25 protein-coding genes are annotated in these 23,021 nt (G+C 64.9%); 15 read left to right on the top strand and 10 right to left on the bottom strand.

What is annotated here, in order from left to right:
* Nucleotides 1–185: 185 nt before the first annotated feature.
* The gene (locus tag ACVW17_RS14480; RefSeq protein WP_456752396.1) at nt 186–1,415 is read right to left on the bottom strand and encodes a DUF1501 domain-containing protein; all 1,230 of its coding nucleotides are present in this window, start codon (nt 1,413–1,415) and stop codon (nt 186–188) included.
* A complete protein-coding gene (locus ACVW17_RS14475) occupies nt 1,412–2,983 on the bottom strand; it encodes a DUF1800 domain-containing protein (protein WP_456752395.1) in 1,572 nt (523 codons plus the stop codon). The genes ACVW17_RS14480 and ACVW17_RS14475 overlap by 4 nt, the downstream gene beginning before the upstream one ends.
* A gap of 315 nt (nt 2,984–3,298) precedes the next feature.
* Here ACVW17_RS14475 and ACVW17_RS14470 point away from each other — a divergent pair, with 315 nt between their 5' ends.
* A complete protein-coding gene (locus ACVW17_RS14470) occupies nt 3,299–3,973 on the top strand; it encodes an HAD family hydrolase (protein WP_456752394.1) in 675 nt (224 codons plus the stop codon).
* A 27-nt stretch (nt 3,974–4,000) separates the two neighbouring features.
* Here the strand turns inward: ACVW17_RS14470 and ACVW17_RS14465 are convergent, their stop codons facing one another.
* The gene (locus tag ACVW17_RS14465) at nt 4,001–4,180 is read right to left on the bottom strand and encodes a hypothetical protein (RefSeq protein ID WP_456752393.1); all 180 of its coding nucleotides are present in this window, start codon (nt 4,178–4,180) and stop codon (nt 4,001–4,003) included.
* A 198-nt stretch (nt 4,181–4,378) separates the two neighbouring features.
* Between ACVW17_RS14465 and ACVW17_RS14460 the strand changes: the two genes are divergently transcribed.
* Nucleotides 4,379–4,591, top strand: coding sequence for a hypothetical protein (locus ACVW17_RS14460; RefSeq protein WP_456752392.1), 213 nt, complete (start codon nt 4,379–4,381; stop codon nt 4,589–4,591).
* Between the two features lie 381 nt (nt 4,592–4,972).
* On the opposite strand, the gene ACVW17_RS14455 is transcribed toward ACVW17_RS14460, so the two are convergent.
* A complete protein-coding gene (locus ACVW17_RS14455) occupies nt 4,973–6,295 on the bottom strand; it encodes a peptidase M15 (RefSeq protein WP_456797323.1) in 1,323 nt (440 codons plus the stop codon).
* A gap of 8 nt (nt 6,296–6,303) precedes the next feature.
* Nucleotides 6,304–6,900, bottom strand: coding sequence for a TetR/AcrR family transcriptional regulator (locus ACVW17_RS14450; RefSeq protein WP_456752389.1), 597 nt, complete (start codon nt 6,898–6,900; stop codon nt 6,304–6,306).
* 91 nt (nt 6,901–6,991) lie between these two features.
* On the opposite strand from ACVW17_RS14450, the gene ACVW17_RS14445 reads away from it, so the two are divergent.
* A complete protein-coding gene (locus ACVW17_RS14445; RefSeq protein ID WP_456752388.1) occupies nt 6,992–7,783 on the top strand; it encodes a crotonase/enoyl-CoA hydratase family protein in 792 nt (263 codons plus the stop codon).
* Nucleotides 7,784–7,895: 112 nt separating this feature from the next.
* On the opposite strand, the gene ACVW17_RS14440 is transcribed toward ACVW17_RS14445, so the two are convergent.
* A complete protein-coding gene (locus ACVW17_RS14440) occupies nt 7,896–8,603 on the bottom strand; it encodes a glutathione S-transferase N-terminal domain-containing protein (RefSeq protein ID WP_456752387.1) in 708 nt (235 codons plus the stop codon).
* A gap of 48 nt (nt 8,604–8,651) precedes the next feature.
* Here ACVW17_RS14440 and ACVW17_RS14435 point away from each other — a divergent pair, with 48 nt between their 5' ends.
* From ACVW17_RS14435 to ACVW17_RS14425, 3 genes are read left to right on the top strand one after another with little or no spacing between them, the layout of a single operon-like run.
* Nucleotides 8,652–8,789 (top strand): hypothetical protein, encoded by a 138-nt coding sequence (locus tag ACVW17_RS14435; RefSeq protein WP_456752386.1) that lies wholly within the window; start codon nt 8,652–8,654, stop codon nt 8,787–8,789.
* Between the two features lie 48 nt (nt 8,790–8,837).
* Complete coding sequence (locus tag ACVW17_RS14430; RefSeq protein ID WP_456752385.1) at nt 8,838–9,953, top strand: MBL fold metallo-hydrolase; 1,116 nt, start codon at nt 8,838–8,840, stop codon at nt 9,951–9,953.
* Between the two features lie 8 nt (nt 9,954–9,961).
* The gene (locus tag ACVW17_RS14425) at nt 9,962–10,591 is read left to right on the top strand and encodes an SCO family protein (RefSeq protein WP_456752384.1); all 630 of its coding nucleotides are present in this window, start codon (nt 9,962–9,964) and stop codon (nt 10,589–10,591) included.
* A gap of 12 nt (nt 10,592–10,603) precedes the next feature.
* On the opposite strand, the gene ACVW17_RS14420 is transcribed toward ACVW17_RS14425, so the two are convergent.
* Nucleotides 10,604–10,837 carry a hypothetical protein gene (locus tag ACVW17_RS14420; RefSeq protein WP_456752383.1) on the bottom strand — a complete coding sequence of 78 codons (234 nt, stop codon included), beginning with the start codon at nt 10,835–10,837 and terminating at the stop codon, nt 10,604–10,606.
* Nucleotides 10,838–11,100: 263 nt separating this feature from the next.
* Here ACVW17_RS14420 and ACVW17_RS14415 point away from each other — a divergent pair, with 263 nt between their 5' ends.
* From ACVW17_RS14415 to uvrB, 5 genes are all read left to right on the top strand, one after another.
* Entirely contained in the window at nt 11,101–12,003 is a 903-nt protein-coding gene (locus ACVW17_RS14415) for a LysR substrate-binding domain-containing protein (RefSeq protein WP_456752382.1), read from the top strand.
* Nucleotides 11,996–13,216 (top strand): NAD(P)-binding domain-containing protein, encoded by a 1,221-nt coding sequence (locus ACVW17_RS14410; protein WP_456752381.1) that lies wholly within the window; start codon nt 11,996–11,998, stop codon nt 13,214–13,216. The genes ACVW17_RS14415 and ACVW17_RS14410 overlap by 8 nt, the downstream gene beginning before the upstream one ends.
* A gap of 358 nt (nt 13,217–13,574) precedes the next feature.
* Nucleotides 13,575–13,811: a hypothetical protein gene (locus ACVW17_RS14405; protein WP_456752380.1), complete on the top strand. Its 237-nt coding sequence runs from the start codon at nt 13,575–13,577 to the stop codon at nt 13,809–13,811.
* On the top strand, nt 13,808–14,014 hold the full coding sequence (locus ACVW17_RS14400) for a hypothetical protein (protein ID WP_456752379.1): 207 nt from the start codon (nt 13,808–13,810) through the stop codon (nt 14,012–14,014). Before ACVW17_RS14405 ends, ACVW17_RS14400 begins: the two co-directional genes overlap by 4 nt.
* A 289-nt stretch (nt 14,015–14,303) precedes the next feature.
* Entirely contained in the window at nt 14,304–17,216 is a 2,913-nt protein-coding gene (gene uvrB, locus ACVW17_RS14395; RefSeq protein WP_456752378.1) for an excinuclease ABC subunit UvrB, read from the top strand.
* Nucleotides 17,217–18,298: 1,082 nt separating this feature from the next.
* Here the strand turns inward: uvrB and ACVW17_RS14390 are convergent.
* From ACVW17_RS14390 to ACVW17_RS14380, 3 genes are all read right to left on the bottom strand, one after another.
* Nucleotides 18,299–18,685, bottom strand: a complete 387-nt coding sequence (locus ACVW17_RS14390; RefSeq protein ID WP_456752377.1) for a hypothetical protein — start codon at nt 18,683–18,685, stop codon at nt 18,299–18,301.
* 875 nt (nt 18,686–19,560) lie between these two features.
* Nucleotides 19,561–19,752: a hypothetical protein gene (locus tag ACVW17_RS14385; RefSeq protein ID WP_456797322.1), complete on the bottom strand. Its 192-nt coding sequence runs from the start codon at nt 19,750–19,752 to the stop codon at nt 19,561–19,563.
* A 98-nt stretch (nt 19,753–19,850) separates the two neighbouring features.
* Nucleotides 19,851–20,090 (bottom strand): hypothetical protein, encoded by a 240-nt coding sequence (locus tag ACVW17_RS14380; RefSeq protein ID WP_456752376.1) that lies wholly within the window; start codon nt 20,088–20,090, stop codon nt 19,851–19,853.
* Between the two features lie 195 nt (nt 20,091–20,285).
* On the opposite strand from ACVW17_RS14380, the gene ACVW17_RS14375 reads away from it, so the two are divergent.
* From ACVW17_RS14375 to ACVW17_RS14360, 4 genes are all read left to right on the top strand, one after another.
* Nucleotides 20,286–21,077 carry a hypothetical protein gene (locus tag ACVW17_RS14375; protein WP_456752375.1) on the top strand — a complete coding sequence of 264 codons (792 nt, stop codon included), beginning with the start codon at nt 20,286–20,288 and terminating at the stop codon, nt 21,075–21,077.
* 448 nt (nt 21,078–21,525) lie between these two features.
* Nucleotides 21,526–21,969, top strand: coding sequence for a nuclear transport factor 2 family protein (locus tag ACVW17_RS14370; RefSeq protein ID WP_456752374.1), 444 nt, complete (start codon nt 21,526–21,528; stop codon nt 21,967–21,969).
* A 123-nt stretch (nt 21,970–22,092) separates the two neighbouring features.
* Entirely contained in the window at nt 22,093–22,353 is a 261-nt protein-coding gene (locus tag ACVW17_RS14365; protein WP_456752373.1) for a hypothetical protein, read from the top strand.
* 197 nt (nt 22,354–22,550) lie between these two features.
* Entirely contained in the window at nt 22,551–22,985 is a 435-nt protein-coding gene (locus tag ACVW17_RS14360) for a nuclear transport factor 2 family protein (protein ID WP_456752372.1), read from the top strand.
* Nucleotides 22,986–23,021: the final 36 nt, after the last annotated feature.

The following is a 23,021-nucleotide window of genomic DNA, read 5'->3' as shown; positions in this document are numbered from 1 at the left end:
GACGGCACCTTGCTGGCGCTTGTTCTTATGACAGTGCGCAGCATCCTTGCCTGCCCCACATACCTTCGTCATTCGGGGATGCGCCGAAGGCGCAGGCCCGGAATCCATTTCACCGCCTGCGCTGCGGCCCGATGGATTCCGGGCTCGCGACTTCGTCGCGCCCCGGAATGACGGTAGAGCGAGATCTAAACCACCAGCCCCTTCATCGGCTTCACCGGGGCGCTGTCCGGAAACACCGCATCGGCCAGCACGCGCTCGCCGAGGCCGAACTGGTCGTGCAGCAGGCCCTTGATCACGGCGCGGAGGTCGGTGGTCGGGGCGAGATCGCGGGCCTGGTAGAGATTGGCGGGCTTCAGCCCGGGCCAGTCGGTGATCATGCGGCCGCCGTTCACCGCGCCGCCGGCGAGCAGCGCGATGGTGCCGGTGCCGTGGTCGGTACCCTCGGTGCCGTTGATGCGCGCGGTGCGGCCGAACTCGGTGGCGACCACGATCACGGTGTCGCGCCAGCGTGCGCCGAGGCCGCTCTGGAATTCCGCCAGCGCACCGTCGAGGCCGCCGAGCAATTGCGCGAGCCGGCCGACCGGCCCGCCCTCATTGGCATGGGTATCCCAGCCGTCGAAGGCGAGCGCACCGATCCGCGGGCCGTCATCGGCTGACATCAGTTTCGCGGCGCCGCGCGCGACCAGCCGCATCGCCGCTGCACCGCCGCCACCGGGCTTCGGCTTCATCTCGTCGCCCTGCGCCTGTTTCTCGAGCTGCAAGCCCTGCGTCAAAGCACTCGCGAGCATCGGATCGCGGTGCTGATAGAGATCGAGCAGCCGCATCGCGGTATCGTCGGCGGCCTGCGGCAGCGCGGTCGGCGCCCAGCCGACGGTCGGCGCCGCGCCGCGCAGCACCAAAGGCGTGGTCGGGCCGACCGCGAGTGCGCTGGTCACCCGCTCGCCCTTCGGAAGCGCCTCCAGCGCGCGGTTGAGCCAGCCGGACTGCACCCGGCCGGGACCGGGGAAGCCGCTCTCCAGCACATCCTGACCGTCGAAATGCGAGCGGTCGCGATACGAGGTCGCCACCGCATGCACCACCGCGGCCTGCTTGGCGCGATACATCCTTGCAAACTCCGGCATCGCCGGATGCAGGCCGAAGAACGGATCGAGCATCACCGCCGCGTTCGGCCCATCGGCGCGCAACGCGATCGCGCCATGCAGGCCGGCATAATCGGGATCGCCGACCGGCGCCACGGTGGCAAGGCCATCGAGTGCGCCGCGCAGGATGATGGTGACGAAACGCGGATCGCGGCCATCGGCGGCGCGGGCGAATTTCGGCAAATAGGCCCAGGCGGCAAACGAGGCGCCGCCGAGCAGCAGCGCGCGGCGCGACGTCGCCTGCATCATCAGGCTCTCGGAGCAATCCATCGTCATCTCCTCTGGAATTCCGGCGACATCAGCAGCAACGCCAGCGCCTGTTGCCGCGATTCCGCGCGCTCGATGGTGCGTCGCGTCTCCGCCGACGCGGCGTCGGCAGCCACGAGTTCAAGCAGGTCGCGCGGATCGAACTTGTCGGCGAGCTGGGACGCCACCTGCGCCGAGATGTCGAGCCTGAGCTTGAGGCCTTCAGGCGCCGCCCAGGCCGCGCTGGTATCGGGAAAGCCGTTCGGTCCGGCCGGCGACCACAGCGGCTGGCCGAGCACGTTAAGGCCATTGAGGTAGCGCCCCGGATCCTCCGGATTGCGTGCCAGCAGGCGGCCGGAGGCAACCAGGAATTCGTAAGGCGAGCGCATCTTGGTCGGCGGCGCCTGCCAGGCCTCGTTGGACTGGACCAGCGTCGTGGCCAGCGCCCTGAGATCGCCGTCGGTTTTGGTGAAGCTGTCCTGCAGCTTCGCCACCAGCGCCGGCGGCGGATCGTCGGCGACGAAATGACGGGCGAATTTGGTCGCGATGAATTTCGCGGTGGAGGGATGCCGCGCGATGTCGGACAGCACCGCCTCGCCCTGCGCGACACCGACCTGCGCGTAGGTCTTGCCCAGCACCTGCTGCGGGCCGGGCTGGTGCGCATTGGCGTTGAACACGAAACTACCGGGCGTGCCGAGCTGGCCCTGGCGGCCGGCAAAGGTCCAGCCGGTGATGACGCGCGCCAGCGCCGTCACGTCGTCCTGGGTGTAGCCGCCGCCGACGCCGAGCGTATGCAGCTCCATGATCTCGCGCGCGAGGTTCTCGTTCAGGCCGCGGTGGCGGTTGATGCCGGCGCGCGACTCCGGCCCGAGCGATTGCTGGTTGTCGAGGAAGAACAGCATCGCCGGATGCTGCTCGACGCTCTTCAGCATGTCCGCGAAACGACCGAGCACATGAGGGCGGATCGCCTCGCGCTCGAACGAGCCGGCCCACATCCGCGCCAGCGCGCCCTTGTTGGCGGAGATGCAGAAATGGTTGGACCAGAACACCACCAGCCGCTCGACGAAGCCGCAGTCGGCGACCACGCCGCGCTGCAGCCGCGCCAGCGCCTCGGCGCGGAACGTCTTCTGGATGATGTTGGGCGGCTCCGCCGGCGGCTTGGGCGGATTGGCCACCGTCTGCATCGTCGAAGGCTGCATCGCGGCGGACGGCATCATCGCCGCATTGGCATTGTCGACCGCCTGTGGATCCTTGCCGGCGATCTCCTTGGCGGCCGTCGAGAGCGACAGATTGCGCCGCTGCGGCGGCGTTGCATCGGACCCTTGCGACGGTGTCTCGCTCGCGCCCTGCTGCGCGACTTTCGCGGCGTTGCGTGCCTGCTGGATCTCGAACTGATAGTCGAACACCTGCCGGCCGAGCTCTGGCGTCGAGAGCAGGCCCGGCACTTCGAGCAGCGCGCCATTCGGGCGCGCCAGTTCCGCCAGCACGAAACCGCGCGGATCGGAGGCTGCGTTGATGAAGTCGCCGGCCGCCCCGCCGCGGGCACCAAATCCAAACCGATTGAGCGCAGTCAGCGCGGCTTGCGAATCACGGGCCATCAGATTTCCTTTGGCGGCCTATTCCGGCTATACCTGTTGCAGAGCATGATAGCGCGGATCAGGATGAACCCGAGATTAATTCGCGCATTAAATCGCGGTTAGAATGGACCTCTCTTCACGTGATCGTTCCGAACAAGCATCACCGCGCCGGCTGGCCTGCACGGCGTGCGGCAGCGAATTTTCCTGCTCGCCGACAGGACCGTGCTGGTGTTCCGACGAGAGCTTCCGGCTGCCGATGCCGACCGACGGCAGCGACTGCCTGTGCCCGTCATGCCTGCGCAAGCTCGCGGACCAGCAAGCTGACGTGAGCGGCACGTGAACGCACCCTGGACCGTCGACGCCATCCTGCTCGACATGGACGGCACGCTGCTCGACACCGAGAAGGTTTACTTCGACAGCCTGGTCGCGGCGCTGAACGCGTGCGGCTACACCGATGATGTCGTCGCGCTGTGCCGTTCGATGGTCGGCCTTCCCGGCCCGGTCTGCGAGGCGATGCTGCTTGACCGCTATGGCGCGGCGTTTCCGCTCACCGAGGTCAACCGCACCTTTGTTGTCACCCGCGATCGCATGTTCGACGCCGGCCTGCCGCTCAAGCCCGGCACGATCGAACTGCTCGACGGCCTCGCCGCCGCCGGCTGCCGGACCGCGATCGTGACCTCGTCATCGCGCCGCACGGCCGAACGCCATCTCACGCTCGCCGGAATCCGCGACCGCTTCGAGACGCTGCTGACGCTCGACGACGTGACCCACGGCAAGCCGGACCCCGAGCTCTATCTGAAGGCTGCCGCGCGGCTCGACGTGACGCCGACGGCCTGCATTGCGGTGGAGGATTCCAATCACGGCGTCACCGCGGCGCACGCCGCCGGCGCGATCACGCTGATGGTGCCGGACATGGCACCACCGACGGAAGAGACCCGCGCGAAATGCGCCGCCGTGCTGCCCGACCTGAATGCCGTGCTGGCGCTGCTGCAAGAGCGCGGCGCGCTTTAGCGTCATTGGGAGCGGCAGCGAAGCAATTCATGTCCGTGCGGGGAGTCGATGTCGTGATCGCGCTTCTTCAAGGCAAATCGAGCCGGTCTTCGCCGCGCTGCTTCCTCTTTTGATGGCCAGGAACGCAGGCACCCCTGCGGCAGCAGTGCCCGCGAAGAACACGGTCAAAGCGAATACCACGGCCGCAAGTTCGTTCTGCGTGGTCATTGGAACAGCTCCGCAGATCGCTACTCTGCCAAGCTAGCCATGGGTACACCGGCTTGCAGCTCACAACTTTGAAACCGTTTGAGAGTCATGGTTTATGGTCACCGTCTGCGTTTGGACCCATCGCCGTCATCCGCTGTATAGTATCGTCTCAACAGGCGAGCCACCGGGTTGACGAAATGCGGGCGGAAGGATCAGAGAATGACGAGTTCAGCCTTGATTTGCTCCTTCTGCGGCAAGGAGCCGGAAGAAGTTGTTTCCATGATCAACGCGTCATCCGTGAACGCCAAAGGTCAGCAAACCGCCGGCGCGATCTGCAACGAATGCGTCGAACTCTGCGTGCAGGTCATCGGTTTGCAAAAGCCGGAGTGGCTTGAGCGACATCGCCAGTTTGTCGCCGCGTTAGGAAAGTAAGGCCGCAGTGCTACCCAACGCCGTGGTGGCTTTGCTGCAGCAGCGCGGCGCGCTTTAGCCGAGCGCTTCGGGTACCACGCTGTCGGGCTACGCCGAAGCCGCCATCGGACCGCGACTTTTGCGTAGACCGGTGGGCTAATCTTACTGCGTCATAAATCCTGCCTCCTCCGTCATTGCGAGGAGCGATAGCGACGAAGCAATCCATCCAACCGCGTTTGCGGGCCGATGGATTGCTTCGCGGAGCCTGTCATCCGGCGGCGCTTCGCGCCGAGCGGTGGCTCGCAATGACGGATGAATTCGTTTACGGCCTCTCAGGATTGGCTATAAGAGTGCTTGTGACGCAGTAGTACGAACCCAGCATACGAAGCATCGCGAACCCGCTCAGGTCGTTCGCACCTTCGATGACTTCGCGGTCTTTGCGCGTTTCGCCGCGGCGCGATTGTCGTGCGCTGCGTGGCGGCTGCGCGGCTTCGCGTCCCGCGCCGCCTGCCGCGTTTTGTCGCCACCGCGGTGAGCGGCATATTCCTTGCCGTCGATCGGCGCCAGATGAGGCGGGTCGAAATCGAGATAGGGGCGCGCGACGCCAAACTCCTTGCCGTGCGCGTCGACCCATTTCCAGAGCCTTTCCGACGATTTCCAGCGGTCGTCGCGAGTCGCGCCGTCGATGCTGACGATGTCGGCCGCGAGCCCATGGCCGTAGCCGCCACGGAAGCTGCCGCCGTGATACGACTTTGTGCTGGCCGCCTTCAGCCCGCTCGCAATCGACTGGCGGTAGTCGTCGCGGAAGGCGCTGGTGATGCCGGGCGACAGTCCGGCCTGTTCCGCCGCCAGCAGCGCACGAAAGAGCTTCAGCTTGAAGCTGCGATCGACGCCTCCCACGACGTAGTCCATCATCGGCATGCCGGCTCTTTCGGCCGCCTTGGCGTCCTTCCAGGCGAAATCCTCATCGACGAGCTTGGTGAAGGTCCTGGTGACCGTCACCATTTTCTTCTTTCTCTTGACCGTCACCTGCCTCTGCTCAGGCACCTTGATGGTGTCTTCCTTGGGCGTCCTTTGATAGAGCGCCCACAGATAGCGATCGACGCAGGCATTGACGTCCCAGCACTCGTCGAGGATTTCGACGGAGTCCACCGCGGGCTTGACCACGCGCGGCTTCGGATCCGGCGCGTTCGCTGCCGGCGCTTGCAGCGGTTGAATGTCCGGCGGCAGCGCCGGATCGGTCAATGCGGCCTCGACGACAGGCTCCGTCTCGCGCGCGGTCGGCGCGGCATGGGCAGTCGCCACCGCTTCCTGTTCATTCATGGTCGGTGCACGAGGGCCGTCGACAGCTGCGTTCGACGTGGCAGTCGCCGGCGATGTCGCCGATACGGCATCGGCGATAACAGTGGGTGCGCGGGACCCATCAATCGATGCACCGGCAACTGACGCATCGGCGACTGGCGCATCGGCGACCGATGCACCGATTTTCTCGATACCAGCCGAACCGAACGCCGCAAACCACGAGACAATGCAGCCCGACAGAACGACCGTGCCGCCCAATGTCGCCGCCCGCACCCGCCGCGAGTTCATCATCCCAGCCTCCACGGCTCCTCGGGAGCCAGATTGCAAGCATGTGACGATGCGATCATCGGCTACGGGAGTGGTCGCGCAATGGCGAAAGAAGGTTAACGACCCATCTTTCCGAACGATGTTGCCCGAATGCAACTCGCGCCCTAGCCCCGTTTTTGTCCCTTCTTCTTGAGCGCTATCTCGATCAGCGTCCGCGCGGCTTCGCCCGCGGTCTCCATGTAGCTGGCGTCGCGATGCAGCAGCACCACGGCGAATGATCCGTCCAGCAGCAGCAGGATCTGCCGCGCCAGCTTAAGCGGATCGGCGATCCCTTCGACGGCGAAGGTCGCACGCAGCCAGTCCTCGAACTTCTTCTTGTGCGCAGCGCCGATTTTGATCGCGGGATGGCCGGGCATGTTGGCGAGCTCGGCCGAGGTGCGCAGGAAGCCGCAGCCCTTCCACTTCGGGTGCCGCGCCGAGCGCGCGAGGTTCTTGAAGATGACCTCGACTTTCGCCGGCAGGCCGCCCCCGGCCTCCGCGAACCATTTTCGGAACAGCGCCAGGTTCGGCTGATCGCGCGCGGCGAGATAGGCGGCGACCAGATCGTCCTTGCTCTTGAAGTGATAATACAGCGTGCGCTTGGTGAGGCCGGCCTTGGCGGCGACCTCGTCGACGCTGACGCGGCGGATGCCTTCGCTGTAGAACAGCGAATTCGCCGCCTGGACAATGCGCTCGCGGGTCGGTTCGGAGGCTCTGGGCATGCAGTCGTATGTATACTAACCAGTGAATATACTCAAATTGCGGAAGCCTCTAGGTTCGGCTGCGCGAAACGCCCATGCCGGAGACTGCACCATGTCCGAACCCATCCTGCTCGAGATCACCGACGGGATCGCCCTGATCACGTTGAATCGTCCCGAACAGCTCAACGCGCTGAACTACGCGCTGATCGACCAGCTGATGGCGGCGCTCGGCCGCATCGAGGGCGATGCGAGCGTGCGCGCCGTGATTCTGACCGGCGCCGGCGAGCGCGCCTTCTCGGCGGGCGCCGACATCAAGGAATTCTCGGACAGCGTCAAGCAGGGCGCCGCCGTCGCGGTGCGCGACTTCGTTCGCCGCGGACAAGCCATGACCGCGCGGCTCGAGGCGTTCAAGAAGCCCGTGATCGCCGCGGTCAACGGGATCGCCTTCGGCGGCGGTTGCGAGATCACCGAAGCCGTGCATCTCGCCGTCGCCAGCGACCGCGCGCTGTTTGCAAAGCCCGAGATCAAGCTCGGCATGCCGCCGACCTTCGGCGGCACGCAGCGGCTGCCGCGGCTGGCCGGACGCAAGCGAGCCCTTGAGTTGCTGCTGGCGGGCGATCCGTTCCCGCCCGAGCACGCGCGCGAGATCGGGCTGGTCAACCGGATCGTGCCGCACGATCAATTGCTGACCGCCGCGCGCGAGCTCGCCGGCCGCATCACCAGGCATTCGCCCGGCTCGGTCGCCGGCACCATCACCGCGGTGACGCGCGGGCTCAACATGCCGATCGCCGAAGGCCTGCTGGTCGAAAGCGAACAGTTCGCCGCACTGGTGCCGAGCCGCGATCTCGCCGAAGGGCTCACGGCGTGGAAGGAGCGGCGCCCGGCGAAGTATGCCGAGGCATAGAGCACCAACGCTTCCACGTCATTGCGAGGAGCGAAGCGACGAAGCAATCCATTGCTCAGCACGCGCGGACAGATGGATTGCTTCGCTTCGCTCGCAATGACGGCGACGAGCCCTACCGCACCACGGCCGCGGTCTGCCCGAACAGCAGCTTGCGCTCTTCCTCGGTGCGGATCGCGGGCTGGCCGAAATTCGGGTTGACCTCCTTGGCCTTCGCATAGGCACGCTCGGTCGCGGGACGCTTGCCGATCGTCTCCAGCCAGCGCTTCAGATGCGGGAAGTCGTCGATCTCCTGGCCCTGGTTCTTGTAGGGCACGACCCAGGGATAGCTCGCCATGTCGGCGATCGAATAATCGCCGGCGATGAATTCGCGGTCGGCCAGCCGCTTGTTGAGCACGCCGTAGAGCCGGTTGGTCTCGTTGACATAGCGATCGATCGCGTAAGGCAGCTTCTCGACCGCGTAATTGCGGAAGTGATGGTTCTGCCCGGCCATCGGCCCGAGCCCGCCCATCTGCCAGAACGTCCACTGGATCGCGTCGTAGCGGCCGTAAATATCCTGGGGCAGAAATTGTCCGGTCTTCTCGGCGAGATAGAGCAGGATCGCGCCGGACTCGAACAGCGAGAGCGGCTTGCCGCCGCCCTTCGGCGCATGATCGACGATCGCCGGAATGCGGTTGTTCGGCGCGACCTGCAAAAAGTCCGGCTTGAACTGATCGCCCTTGCCGATGTTCACCGGGAAGATCTTGTAGGCGAGGCCGGTCTCCTCGAGGAAGATCGTGATCTTGTGACCGTTCGGCGTGGACCAGTAATGGAGATCAATCATGGGCGTGATCCTGGATGTCAAGGGATTGCCGGCGCATCGGCGAGAACGATGCGCGAGAAAGATGCGATTGCATTGACTTGGGCGCATAACCGCACCCAAGTCAATGGCGCCCGCATTGCACCGCGCGCGAATGTGATCTGCAAACAACGCAAGCGCCCGATTGAGCCGCGCCCCGATTGCACCTAGGCTCCGCATGCTTCGTATTCAAGAATTTTCAGAACATGGGGGATTGCGATGACACGGGATTTGGCACGACGTGAATTCCTGAAGGGCTCGGCGGCGATCGCCGGCGCTGCGGCGGTGGGCGCATTCTCCTGCGTCGAGATCGCGAGCGCGGCACCGATCCAGGTGCCGAGCGTCGACAAGCTCTCGATCCGCGTGCTGGTCGATTCCAGCTTCGACCTGTTCCTGCGGCCAAAGCAGGCGCACGGCGTCTCGATCGCGCCGGCGGCGCGCGGCGCCGACTTCCGCAAATCGCTGCACAATGAATGGGGCCTGTCGCTGTGGCTGGAATCCGAAGCCGCGGGCAGCCAGCGCAGCCTGATGCTGGACTATGGCTATACGCCCGAAGTGCTGCTCAACAACATGGAGCTGGTCGGCGTCGATCCGGCCAAGCTCGACGCGCTGATCGTCAGCCACGGACACTACGATCATTTCGGCGGCCTGAACGGCTTCCTCGACAAATTCCGCGACAAACTGCCGGCCGACGTCAAGCTCTATGCCGGCGGCGAGGACAATTTCTGCCACCGCGTCAACGCGACGGCGACCAAGGGCCAGTTCACCGACTTCGGCACGCTGGACCGCCGCCAGCTCGCCGCGCAGCGCGTCACCACCGTGCTGTGCGAGACGCCGACCGTGATCGCCGGCCACGCCTTCACCACCGGCAAGATCACCCGCCGCAGCATCGAGCGCGTGCTGCCGCAGACCTGGGTCGAGTTCGGCATCAAGGACGGGCTCGGCTGCAACGCCAGCCACTATCTGCCGGCCGAGATGGACGGCAAGATCGTGCCCGACGAGCACATCCACGAGCATGCGACCTGCTTCAACCTGAAGGATTTCGGCCTGGTCGTGATCTCGTCCTGCGGCCATGTCGGCATCGTCAATTCGGTGAAGCAGGCGCAGGAGGTCTCGGGCATCCAGAAGGTGCACGCGATCGTCGGCGGCTTCCATCTCGGCCCGGCGCCGAAGGACTACCTCGCCGAGGTGGTGGCCGAGATCAAGAAGCTCGATCCCGACGTGCTGATCCCGATGCATTGCTCCGGGCTCAACTTCGTGCAGGAGGCGACCGCGCAGATGGGCGACAAGGTGCTGGTCACCACCACCGGCAGCCGCCTTTCCTTCGGCATATGATCGCGCCGATGCTGCGCGCTATCGCATGCGCCGGCGCCGGCCTGTGGCTGACGCTGGCGGCGGCGCTGGCCGGCGATCCGCCACAACAGCAACGATCGGCGCGATCGGCCGCCGAGATCATGGACATCCTGATGTGGAACAGGGAGCCGGTCGGCGGACCGTTCGCGCTGACCGATCAGGCCGGCCATGAACGCACCGACCGCGATTTCCGCGGCAAGCTCATGCTGATCTATTTCGGCTTCACTTACTGCCCCGACGTCTGCCCGACCGATCTGCAGGCGATCGGGCTCGCGCTCGACAGACTCGGCCATGACGGCGATCAGGTGCAGCCGATCTTCATCACCGTCGATCCCGAGCGCGACACCCCTGCGCATCTCGCCGACTACGTACCGATGTTTCATCCGCGATTGATCGGACTGACCGGCAGCGCCGATGCGATCCGCGAACTCGCCGATGCCTACAAGGTCTATTACGCCCGGGTGCCGCTCGAGGGTGCCGGCGACTACACCGTCGATCACACCGCCTACATCTACCTGATGGACCGCGACGGCCATTATCTCGGCTTCTTCCCGCCGGGCACCTCGGCCGACCGCATGGTCGAGATCATCCGGCCCAGGCTCGCGGAGCCGGGACGCTGACTTCCCGCTGCGTCAATGCATCCGCCCGTGCACGCGCAAAAACGTCTCGCCGCTTTCCGTCACCATCACCCGCATGCCCTCGACCGAGGGACGACGCGCGACGTAGCCGCGGTCGACGGCGTCTTCCCAGATCGTCAGCCGCGGGCACGAGGTGCGCCAGACCTCGAGCACCTCGGCATAGCGCCGCGGCTCGCGCGCGACCCATTCCACGAGATCGAGCACCAGGGCGTCCGTGGTTTCGGTCATCGCATGTCTCCTTCAACGACCCGAGCGCGATCGCGACTTCCCCTTCTCCCCGCTTGCGGGGAGAAGGTCAGGATGAGGGGGAGTCTCCGCAAGGGAAGTTGCAGTGGGACTCGCGGAGGCTCCCCCTCACCCGGCGCTTCGCGCCGACCTCTCCCCGCAAGCGGGGCGAGGCGTCACAAACGATCGCTGCATATTACTGCGCCGCTTGGCCTCTGCCCGCAAACCGAGTTATCTTGCCCTTGCATCAGTTTTCCTGAGGGTTCATGCGGCGGCTGCTCTTTCTCAACGGCATCAAGGCGTTCGAGGCCGCGGCGCGGACCGGCAGCTTCGCGGCCGCAGGCAGCGAGCTCAACGTCTCGGCCGCCGCGATCAGCCGGATGGTGCATCTCTTGGAAGAACGGCTCGGCGTCGCGCTGTTCGAGCGCAAGGCCAACCGCCTCGTCACCACACAGGCCGGCCGCGCCTATCAGAGCGGGCTGACGCCGATCTTCGATGCGCTGGCGAGCCTCACCGCGCAGGTCACGGCGTCGGCAAGCGCGCGGGTGCTGACCGTCGGCGTCGGGCCGACATTCGCGATGAAGTGGATGATCCCGCACCTCGCCGAGTTCCGCAAAGCCGAGCCCGACATCGAGGTGCGGATCACGACCGGCGGCATGGCGGTGCCGTTCGCCGACGACTGGAGCTGCGGCATCCAGCTCGGCGACGGCCAGTGGCCGGGCCTGGTCGCCGAGCCGCTGTTCGCCGCCGACCTGATGCCGGTCTGCACCGCGCGGCTCGCCGGCACCTTGAAGCGCCCCGCCGATCTCAAGGGGCCGAGCCTGATCCGCGTCGCGCATTCGCCCGACGACTGGCCATCCTGGCTGAAGGCCGCCGGCGTGCCGCGCCTGACCGCGCGCGGGCCGGAATTCCAGTTCTACGGCCAGGCGCTGCAGGCAGCCAGCGACGGGCTCGGCATCGCGATGGGCATCCGGCCCTATATCGATGACGATCTCGCCGCCGGCCGGCTGGTGGCGCCGTTTGCGCTCAGCGTGCCGAAGGGCATGCGCTGGTATCTGGTCTATCGCGGCTTCCACGCCGAGCAGCGCGACTTCGCCGCGTTCCGGCGCTGGATCATCCGCGCCGCCGCCGAACCCGCCGCCCGCCGCAAGGGAGCGCGCAGTGCCTGAGGAGACCATCGACACGCTGGTGATCGGCGGCGGCCAGGCCGGACTCACCATGAGCCATCGGCTGAAGCAGCGCGGCATCGCACATCTGGTGCTGGAGCGGCGGCGCATCGCCGAGCGCTGGCGCAGCGAGCGCTGGGACGGATTGATGTTCCAGTTTCCGAACTGGTCGGTGCGGCTGCCGGAGTTTGCCTTTCCGCACGGCGATCCCGACGGCTTCTCGGACACCGCGGCGATCATAGCCTTCATCGAGGCCTATGCCGCCTTCGTCGCGCCGCCGCTCCGCTGCGGTGCCGAGGTGTCGAGGCTGCGCCGCGACGCCGCCGGCTTCGTTGCCGAGATCGCCGGCGGCAGCATCCGTGCCCGCAATGTCGTGGTCGCCACCGGCCCCTATCAGCGGCCGCTGCGGCCGGCGCTGCTGCGCGATCACCCCGGCCTGTTTCAGGTCCATGCCAGCGCGTACAAAAATCCTGCGCAATTGCCCGATGGCGCGGTGCTGGTGGTCGGCGCCGGCGCCTCGGGCGCGCAGATCACCGACGAGCTGATGCGCGCCGGCCGCCGGGTCTTCCTCTCGGTCGGCCGTCACAACCGGCTGCCGCGCCGCTATCGCGGGCGTGACCTGTTCTGGTGGCTGGCCGAGATGGGCATCGACCAGACGCCGGTCGAGCAGCGCGGCCCGTCCCGCCTGCTGCCGGTGATCTCGGGCGCGCATGGCGGCCACACCATCGATTTCCGCCGCTTCGCCGCCGACGGCGTGATGCTGCTCGGCCGCATCATTGCGGCACGCGACGGCGTGCTCGAGATCGCGCCCGATCTCGCCGTCAACATCGCCAATGGCGACGCCTACTGCGCGACATTCCTCGGCATCGTCGACGACTTCGTCGCGGCCCGCGGCCTCGATCATCCCGGCGATCCCCTGGCGCGCATGCGCTTGCCCGACCCATCGTGCCTGTCTGCGCCGCTTGCGACACTCGACCTCAGCGCCGAGCGGATCACCTCGGTGATCTGGGCCACCGGCTATGGCCTCGACCTCGGCTGGATCGACATACCGGTGCTGGATGCCGATGGAGCACCACGACACCGCCGCGGCGTCTCGGACGTGCCGGGCCTTTATTTCCTCGGCCTGCAATGGCTGTCGAAGATGAAATCCTCGTTCCTGTCGGGCGTCGGTGACGACGCCGCCGATCTCGCCGACCACATCGCGGCCCGCCGATAGGGACGAGCAAACTTACCTCAAATCAAACGGCAGCCTCTGCTTCACCTCGCCCCGCGTGCGGGGAGAGGCATAAGCCGCCTTCGGCGGCCGTTCTCGATAACGCCGAAGCAGAGCTTCGGCTATGAGGCATCGTCAGATGCGTTCCGGGTGAGGGGAGTCTCCGCAAACACAGCTCTGACCGTAGCGCGGAGACGGCCCCTCACCCCAACCCTCTCCCCGTAAGAACGTAAGAACGGGGAGAGGGAGCCCAGCGCCAAGTTCCGCCACTCTGCGGAAATAAACCGCGCGATTTGTGATCTGGTTCACATAGGGCACCGTGCGCCCGTGCTTCCTATGAGAAGGGCATCCCGAGGTCGCCATGATTTACAGCGGTTTTGAGATCACGTCGTTCGAAGTGGGGAAGGGGCAATGGCACGCCAGGATTCAACGGGTCGATCAAAGGCCGGTCGTCATCGATGGCATGCCGTTTCCGACGCTCGACATCGGCTTTGCGTGGTCCGATCCGGATGCGGCGATCGACGACGCGAAGAGAGCTATCGACCGATTCCCACAACGGTCTGGCATGATGCTGCCGGTGGCCAAAGTGTCGGCGTGACCGGCAACGTCATGATTGCCGCCATTCCGCAATGCGAGCCGGATCCGGTCTGGCCGGCTCAGGTCCGCACCGATTGCCCGGAATGCGCCGCCCGGCTCTCGCTGCTGCGCGTCATCCCGGGCCGCGCCGCCGAATACTGGACCATGCGCTGCGACGGCTGCGGCGGCATCCATCTCGACATCGTGGACAAGCCGCGCGCCTGAGAGGGTGTGAAGCTTTGTCCTCATCCACCGTTGTCGTCGCCCGGCTTGGCCGGGCGACCCAGTACGCCGCGGCTTATCGGCTCAAGCCACGACCGTCTCTGGAATACTGCATCACCCGCAAATGCGCGGGTGATGACACTGAGCAAGCTGCGTAAACCGATCCGGTCATCCTGACGCGCTGCACCGGCCTTTGCCCTGCTGCCACCCTGCTGTCAGCAGCCTCGGCTGCGCGCCAATCCAGCCGTCGTTTGCCCTTTTCTCGCTGCCGGACTCGTCCCATATTCCCGGCATGGCGAAGACACCGAACACCCCGAAAAAGCCCGGCAAATCCCCCAAATCCAAAGCTCATCGACCAGACGTGCTCCCGATCGGACCGGCGCTGGCCGAACTGCTCAATCCCGCGATCAACCGCGGCGACGCCGGCATGGGTTCAGGCACCGGCCTGCAGCCGCCGCCGGACAATTCCTGGGACCGCCGCGCCGGCGGCGAGGCTGCCGCGCATCGCGCGCGGGCGTCGACGCGCGAGACCAGCGAAGGCGTCGCCAAGCGCGATGCCTCCGGGCTCGAGGAGGCCCCGCAGGCCAATTACGGCACCTCGGCCACGATCCCGACGCTGGATCCGGAACTGGCGCGGCAGCTTGGGCTGCCGACCGCCGAGGACGATGACGAGGCGCTGGCCCGTCCGCCGCGCAGCAAGATGGAGGCGCTCGGCGTCAAGGCCACCGCCGACGCGCTGGAGAATCTGATCCGCGACGGCCGCCCCGAGTTCCGCAAGGATGACGGCTCGATGCGGGTGTGGACCCCGCACCGCCCGCCGCGCCCGGAGAAATCCGAAGGCGGCGTGCGCTTCGAGATCAAGTCGCCCTACGAGCCGAAGGGCGACCAGCCGACCGCGATCGCGGAACTGGTCGAGGGCATCCAGCGCAACGACCGCACCCAGGTGCTGCTCGGCGTCACCGGCTCGGGCAAGACCTACACCATGGCCAAGGTGATCGAGGCGACGCAGCGCCCGGCGCTGATCCTGGCGCCGAACAAGACGCTGGCCGCGCAGCTCTATGGCGAGTTCAAGAGCTTCTTCCCCGACAACGCCGTCGAGTACTTCGTCAGCTATTACGACTACTATCAGCCCGAGGCCTACGTCCCGCGGACCGACACCTATATCGAGAAGGATTCCTCGATCAACGAGCAGATCGACCGCATGCGCCACTCGGCGACGCGCGCGCTGCTCGAGCGCGACGACGTCATCATCGTCGCCTCGGTGTCCTGCATCTACGGTATCGGCTCGGTCGAGACCTACACCGCGATGACCTTCGCGTTGAAGAAGGGCGAGCGCATCGACCAGCGGCAATTGATCGCCGACCTGGTCGCGCTGCAATACAAGCGCACCCAGGCCGAGTTCACCCGCGGCACCTTCCGCGTCCGCGGCGACGTCATCGACATCTTCCCGGCGCACTATGAAGACCGCGCCTGGCGCGTGAACCTGTTCGGCGACACTATCGAGACCATCGAGGAGTTCGATCCGCTCACCGGCCACAAGCAGGACGAGCTCGAATTCATCAAGATGTACGCCAATTCGCACTATGTGACGCCGCGCCCGACGTTGGTGCAGGCGATCAAGTCGATCAAATCGGAACTGAAGCAGCGGCTCGACCAGCTCAACGACCAGGGCCGCCTGCTGGAAGCGCAGCGGCTGGAGCAGCGCACCACCTTCGATCTCGAGATGATGGAAGCGACCGGGAGCTGCGCCGGCATCGAGAACTATTCGCGCTACCTCACCGGCCGCCGCCCCGGCGAGCCGCCGCCGACGCTGTTCGAATACGTCCCCGACAACGCGCTGATCTTCGCCGACGAAAGCCATGTCACCGTGCCGCAGATCGGCGGCATGTTCCGCGGCGACTTCCGCCGCAAGGCGACCTTGGCCGAATACGGCTTCCGCCTGCCCTCCTGCATGGACAACCGCCCGCTCCGCTTCGAGGAATGGGACATGATGCGGCCGCAGACGATCGCGGTGTCGGCGACGCCGAGCGGCTGGGAGCTGAACGAAAGCGGCGGCGTGTTCGTCGAGCAGGTGATCCGCCCGACCGGGCTGATCGATCCGCCGGTGGATATCCGCCCGGCCCGCACCCAGGTGGACGACCTCGTCGGCGAGGTCCGCGCCACCGCCGCCGCCGGCTATCGCTCGCTGATCACCGTGCTGACCAAGCGCATGGCCGAGGATCTGACCGAATATCTGCACGAGCAGGGTATCCGCGTCCGCTACATGCACAGCGATATCGACACGATCGAGCGCATCGAGATCATCCGCGACCTGCGCCTCGGCGCGTTCGACGCGCTGGTCGGCATCAACCTGTTGCGTGAAGGTCTCGACATTCCCGAATGCGCGCTGGTCGCGATTTTGGACTCCGACAAGGAAGGTTTCCTGCGCAGCGAGACCTCGCTGATCCAGACCATCGGCCGCGCCGCGCGCAATGTCGACGGTAAGGTGATCCTCTATGCCGACGGGATGACCGGCTCGATGGAGCGCGCGATCGCCGAGACCAATCGGCGGCGCGAGAAGCAGGTCGAGTACAACGAGGCCAACGGCATTACGCCGGAGAGCGTCAAGAAGTCGATCGGCGACATCCTCAACTCGGTCTACGAGCGCGACCACGTGCTGGTCGAGATCGGCGACGGCGGCATGGCGGACGACGTCATCAGCATCGGGCACAATTTCGAGGCCGTGCTCAGCGATCTCGAAACCAGGATGCGCGAGGCCGCCGCCGACTTGAACTTCGAGGAAGCCGCCCGCCTCCGCGACGAGGTCAAGCGCCTGCGCGCCACCGAAATGGCCGTGGTCGACGACCCCACCGCCAAGCAGCGCAACGTGCAGAAGCAGGCCGGCGCCTATGCCGGCACAAGAAAGTACGGCGATGCCGCCAACCTGCCGGTCTCAGCGCTGAAAAACAAGTCCGCGCAGACCTCGCTCAAGGCCAGCCGCGGCGGCAAGTCCGGCTCCCGCGTGCACAAGCCCGACCTCGACGAGATGCACGGCCCGGAATCCCTCCCCTTCCGCCCCAGCGGCGCGCTGCCGGCAAAACCGTTCGGCACCACGAGCCGCATCATCCAGCCGACCGACTCGCGGCAGTCGGGGCCGGAGTTCGGGCCGTCGCCGCGGTCGAGCGGGGGAGCGCCGGGGAAGCGCGGTGGGTGGAAGAAGAGGTGAGCGTGACGCGCGCCAAGCTCTGTAAAAGCAAGATCAAGAATGGCTCGATCAAATGAAGCGAAGCCACATTGTCGAAGCATACAGTGAAGGCACCGAGCCGCCACGTCCTGAATTCTTAGACGATCCAGTCAGGTCTCTTTCCTTGGCTGACATGCATCGAGTCGCCAACAAATTGGATCTCGAGCATAGTTGGAGAGAATTTGTTGGCTGGATTGGCTTTTCAGTTCTTTCCAAATCTTTAGCGAGAAAATCAACTTCGATAGACCAAACGTCTTTGAGACTTCTCTCTGAACAAATTTTTTCTATCGAAATTGGATTAATCAAGATCATCAAACGCTGGTCTGCTCTTAGGAAGTTGGGGTACGGGTTTCTTCGTAACTATAGAAGCTGAGGTAAAGAGCCCCCACCCAACAGGACGAGCTGTCCCTTTTTTCAAAGCTCAGATCGAGCAGACTTATTGGACGGGCCAAGGCATTGTCACACCCGAACTCACGACGCGAATTAGCTTTCGGCCGATCAACGAAGTAACAGACGAATTTGGGCCGATTGAGCACAATTCCTCGAAAGTGTTCGGAAAATATCGGCGCCAGTTTGGAGACTTCGGATTCTTGACAGGCGATCAATATGAGTGCGTCTTCTTGAACATAGTTCCGCTATCACCACGCACGACACTCAAGAAAATGATGAGGATAATCAGCGACGCTGCGGAACAATTTAGCAAGACACGTCCATCAATCCTATGGCTCCATCTATTGGGAATGCCCGACTATCAAAGCGCAGCTGAAGACGAAGACATGCTAGATATGATGGATAGCCTGCTTGATCACGCATTCAGTCGCAAGCGGGATCATATTTCCATTGTGGTATTTTCAAGCGATACACGGCTAGTGAATCGACGTTCTTATGGAGAATCGAAAACGATTCGAGCCGCCGACGGCAAAAACCATAAGAGATTCTATGCTAACCCACACGCAAGATTTCCGCTAACCGACTCTCGGAATCAAGGGCGAAGACCGCCTGTTCGTCCCTAATCTGTAGATCGCAGGTAGGACAGGTTGCCTGTAATGGCAAGATGGGACTGCTTACCCCACGCTCGCCACCGCGACCGCCAACAGCGACAGCATGATCATCGTCGTCACGAGTTGCAGCGAGACGCTGGGCTGGGCGCGCCATTGCGCGATCTTTTCGGAGAACGACAGGCCCGCGTCGAAGAACATCGGCGCGTAGGCGTTGCCGAACCGCCTTGGGAATTTGGCAGCAAGCTGCGGCATGATCGCGGCGTAGACCAGCGAGGCGAGCACGACGAAGATCGCGGCGCCGTAGCGTTCGCCGACGATCTCGCGCGCGCCTGATATCTTCAGCACGAGCACGGCGGCGGCGAAGGTCGGCAGGCCCTGCAGGATGGCGGCGAGCGCGAAGCCTTCGAGCCGGTTCTGCGCGGGCGATTTCGGTGCAGTGATGGCGTTCATGGCGGCGTTTCCTTGGCAGTGGTCCGACGCCGCCAATCTAGCCGCGCCCGGCCACCCGCGACATGATGCGCGTCACGCGCCGGCACGAGATCGCCGGGTGCGACAAATCACCCCGACGGGCAAAATAGCGCTTCCGTCGTCGGGCAAATCAGATGTTCAATTCCGCCCGTCTCACCCGACACGAGGGGCGCTTCGCGGTCGTCACGAACGCGGGTCGAGATGCGGTGGACGCCGATTGCGCAACTGACGAGTGCGCATGAGGCGGACGGCGAAATCGTGCAGGCCTGACGCCCTAGCGGTAGGTGTCTCTTCCGATTGCGCAGTGCGCGTTGTGAAGACGGTGACAACAAAGCCAAGTCTCGCCGGGGAGAGCACGTATAAGCCGTAAGCCATCGCGCAGGGAAAGCCGGATTGCTCCGGTTACACCTGTGGTCCTACCCCCGAGCTTTCTACCCCATTGCTCGGGGCCCATGGGTGCGATCGGCACCCGGCTTTCCCTGCGCCCTCTGAACGAGAGAGGGTGGAAAGAAAGAGCAAAGCTCGGACAAATCATGTCGCGAGAATGCGGAGCTGTGTCCTCATCCTCAACTGTCATCGCCCGCGAAAGCGGGCGATCCAGTACGCCGCGGCTTCTCGATTCAAGCACTGCTGTCTCTGGAATACTGGATCACCCGCATGCGCGGGTGATGACATCGAAGAGGCTGTTTGACAGGTGAATCAGATTCCCAGCGTCCCGGCCTGGTGGCCATTGCGCACGGGGCCCATTGCCCCAAACGCGCGACGCTGTGGCTACGATCCCGTTCACAATTGAATGCGGTGGTTATGAGTCCTGGCTTTCGCCAGGACGACCCGGGGATATGGCGCCGCCTCGTGCCCTACCCCGATCGCTTGTTGCTGGTGTTCTGGGTCAGATTGCCGTGCGCGGCCTGCTCGCGGATGTTGTGCTTCTCGTCGTCGCGATGGCCCTTGGTGGTGTCGAGGGGAACGCCGGGGGCGCTGCCGGGGCCCTTGTGGCTCTTGTTGTCGTCGGGAACGGGCTGGATGGTCTTTGTCTTTGGTTTCGTCATCATCGTCTCCGTTACGCAACGAGACAACGCCGCCCGAGCGGGCGGCGTTCCCGGAACGTGCCTTCACGTTCCACGACGACTTCACAACTGATCTTGCCTTACAGCTTTTCCTGCTGCGACGGCTGCGCCTGTTGCTGCTGGCGCTGGCGTTCCTGCTCCCTGGCGTGATGGCGGCCGTAGAGGCAGCCGGCCGCGGCGCCGAGCATGCCGTGATGGCCGGCATAATGGCCGGCGACGCCGCCGACAACAGCGCCCTTGATGCAGCCCTTGGCGTCGGCCGGGGACGCTGCGGCAAGCGCGGTGACGGCAATGGCGGATGCGAGAAGAATTGATTTCATGATGCGGCTCCAATGCAATGATGCGGCATCAACGATCGAGCCGCCGCCCGGTTCCCATCGGCCTCGCCGCAGAAATTCGCTGCGCGGAGCTCGCCATCGTGCTCTAAATGCCGCCGCATTGCGGACAGCGTTTTGAAGATCATGCGGACACCACATACTGCTTTGGCCTGCTTCGCCCCGGCACTTTGCGCGGCGGTGCTTTTCGCCGCGTGCCTCATCGCAAGCCCGGCCCGCGCCGAGGACAGCGACCGCGCGCTGCTCGCGACCTTCTGCGCCGCCGGCAATATCAAGGGATCGAGCTGCACGCGGGCAAAATTCTATCCGAATGGCGGGGGCCGCGCCTGCGACGTCAAGCTGACCCAGGAGCGCTACGCCGGACGCTTCCTCGCCGCCGGCCCTGCGCTGCTCGCCGTCAATTATGAAAGCGAATGCGAGCCGCACGCGACCGATTTCGGCGGCGTCGCGCTGTTCGAGCAAGCCGGCAAGACGGCCCGCTTCATCCGCTTCCTGCCCGGCGCGCAGGGTCACGATTGCATCGTGCTGCCCAACGACCAGCCCAAGGACGACCAGCAGGACGCGCTGGTTTGCACCGTCGGTCACATGGGCCAGGGTATCGTCGAAAGCGCGGTCGCGCGGATGGAGTTCAGCAGGAAGTCCGGCAGGCGGATCGAGATCACGCCGGACTTCCTGCTCCGCGCCGAGGATGCGGTCAGCGCCTATGGCTTCAATGTCGTGATGTGCAACGAGGGTCCGAAATATTTCGGTCTCTCAAACCTCGCCGCCGGTCCGCGCCGCAACACGGTGGCGGTCGACGTCGACTACGCCGACGACGAGACCATCCGCACCGCCTGCGGCGCAGGCTTTGCGAAGCCGAAGGAACTGTTTCACGACCTCTTGCCCGGCGAGGCTTTCGTGCCGGAGGGCAACGAGAAGAAGAAGCGCTTCATCATCGATCTCGTGACCGGCAAGGCCGCGCCGGCGGATTGACTAGCTCGCTGCAGGATTGCGCACCGCGACAGCGAACCGGCGTGATCGCTCGGGTCGGCCCCGGAGGAGCTCAAGGCCTCGACCGGCGTCGGCGCCGGCTCACCGTCGCGCGGCGCGCGCTCGGATGGGCTATCCGGAGGCAAGAACAGCGGCGACCGCACGCGACATGGTATTGCTCATGAGGAACTCCTGATCGCGGACCCGTCGCCCATGCCGGTCCAACCGGGCGCGCGCGGCGAGGTTTCATTAATTCGCGGCAACCTGCCCCGCGCGCTTCACGTCTGCGGACCGCCGCGCCGTGTGCAAATTGTGCCACAATGCACGTGTTGGTTGCCGAACCTAATCCGGTTCCGCGCGTCAAACATGTGTTTGATTGTGTGACACTTCGGGTCACAATGTGAGCCAGGGCAAGCCAGAGGCGAGTCGGACGGAACCGGCGGGGTCGATCATGGGCGAGGATTTGAACCGGCAGCGCGTCCTGAACTTCCTCGACGTCTATTATGCCGGCGGCATCGAGGGCGCGCTCGATCGCTGCAGCGACGACATCGCGTTTCTCGCCAATGCCCCGATCGACATTCTTCCGCATATGGGCCAGCACCGCGGCAAGGCCGCGCTGCGTCAGATGTGGACCACGATCCATGAGCGCTATTCCGACATGCGCTACGAAGCGCCAACCGTGGTGGCCGAGGGCGACATGGTCGCAGCCCAGCTGCGCGTGTTCTTCCGCAAGCGCAACAACCGCCGCGTGGTGCAGTTTGACGTTGCGGTTTTCTACACGCTGCGCGACGGCAAGATCACCGAGATCCGCGAGATCATCGACACGTTCGACCTGGTCCAGCAGGTGCTGGAGCGCGACGTCGCCGCGGCGCTGCTCGGCCAGACCGCGGAATAGCTGCTCGAAGCCGGACGACACACCCCGGCATCTCGCCGGCAAATTTGCACAGCCCAGCGTTGAACCTCGCCGGCCCGGCGCGGACCTATCACTGGGCTTGTTGCGGTCGGGGCTGAAATCATCATGAAAGTCGCATTGCTCGCTGTGCTTGGCCTGGCACTGGGTGCCCTCGGCGGCGCCGCGCTCGGCATCGGAGCCGGGCTGACCTGGATCGGGATGGCCAAAACCTCGGGAATCGACAGCGGAACGCTGGTGTTCTTCACCTTCATGCCGCTCGGCGCCGCGATCGGCGGCATCGGCGGTGCGCTGCTGTTCGCTGTCGTCGCGATCCGCGACGCCGAGATCGTGATCGAACGACAGCCGATCCGGCAGCGCGACCGCTGAATTGCGGTCACAATCTGGCGGCGGCCACATTCCGGCAAAGACCTCCGCAATTGTGCATTGCAAAAATGTCATTTGCGTTTTTGCCGCTCGGCCCTATTTCAGCCGGCAATAGCGATGTGCAGCAACCTGGCAGGGCGTCGGCGCTGACCCCCTGCCATTCGTTTGCGTTGAAAATCCAGTTTCAGGACGAGACCAAAATGACAGAGCATAGCCTCTGGCGTTTTTCGCGCGCATTGCATCGCGCGATCAACGAACGCCAGCTTGCAGATATCGAGCTCATGCTCGACGACGAGGTCGAATGGGCCATCTATGGACCGATCGACCTGTTTTCCTTCTTCGGCGCGCGCCGCGGCAAGGCCGCCGTGCTCGAGGTGATCAAGCAGATCGGCGAGAACCTCAGGGTTCACCGCTTCGACCGGGAGCAGATCATGCTGGGTGCGGATTCCGCGGCGTCGATGCTGCGCTATTCGCTGACCGCGCTGGACTCCAACAAGCCGATCTCGGTCCGGATCGCGCATTTCGCGCAGTTCAAGGCCGGCAAGCTCATGAGCTTCCGCGCGCTGATCGACAGTTTCGACCTGGTCGAGCAGACTGTCGGTTACCCGATCCATCTGCCGCGCATCGCGGTCTGACGGCGTCACGCCTTCGTCATGTCCGGGGCCCTTCGC

The organism is Bradyrhizobium sp. USDA 4473, from assembly GCF_054063335.1.
Note: the sequence above shows the minus strand (reverse complement) of the source record. Positions and strands in the feature narration are given on the sequence as shown.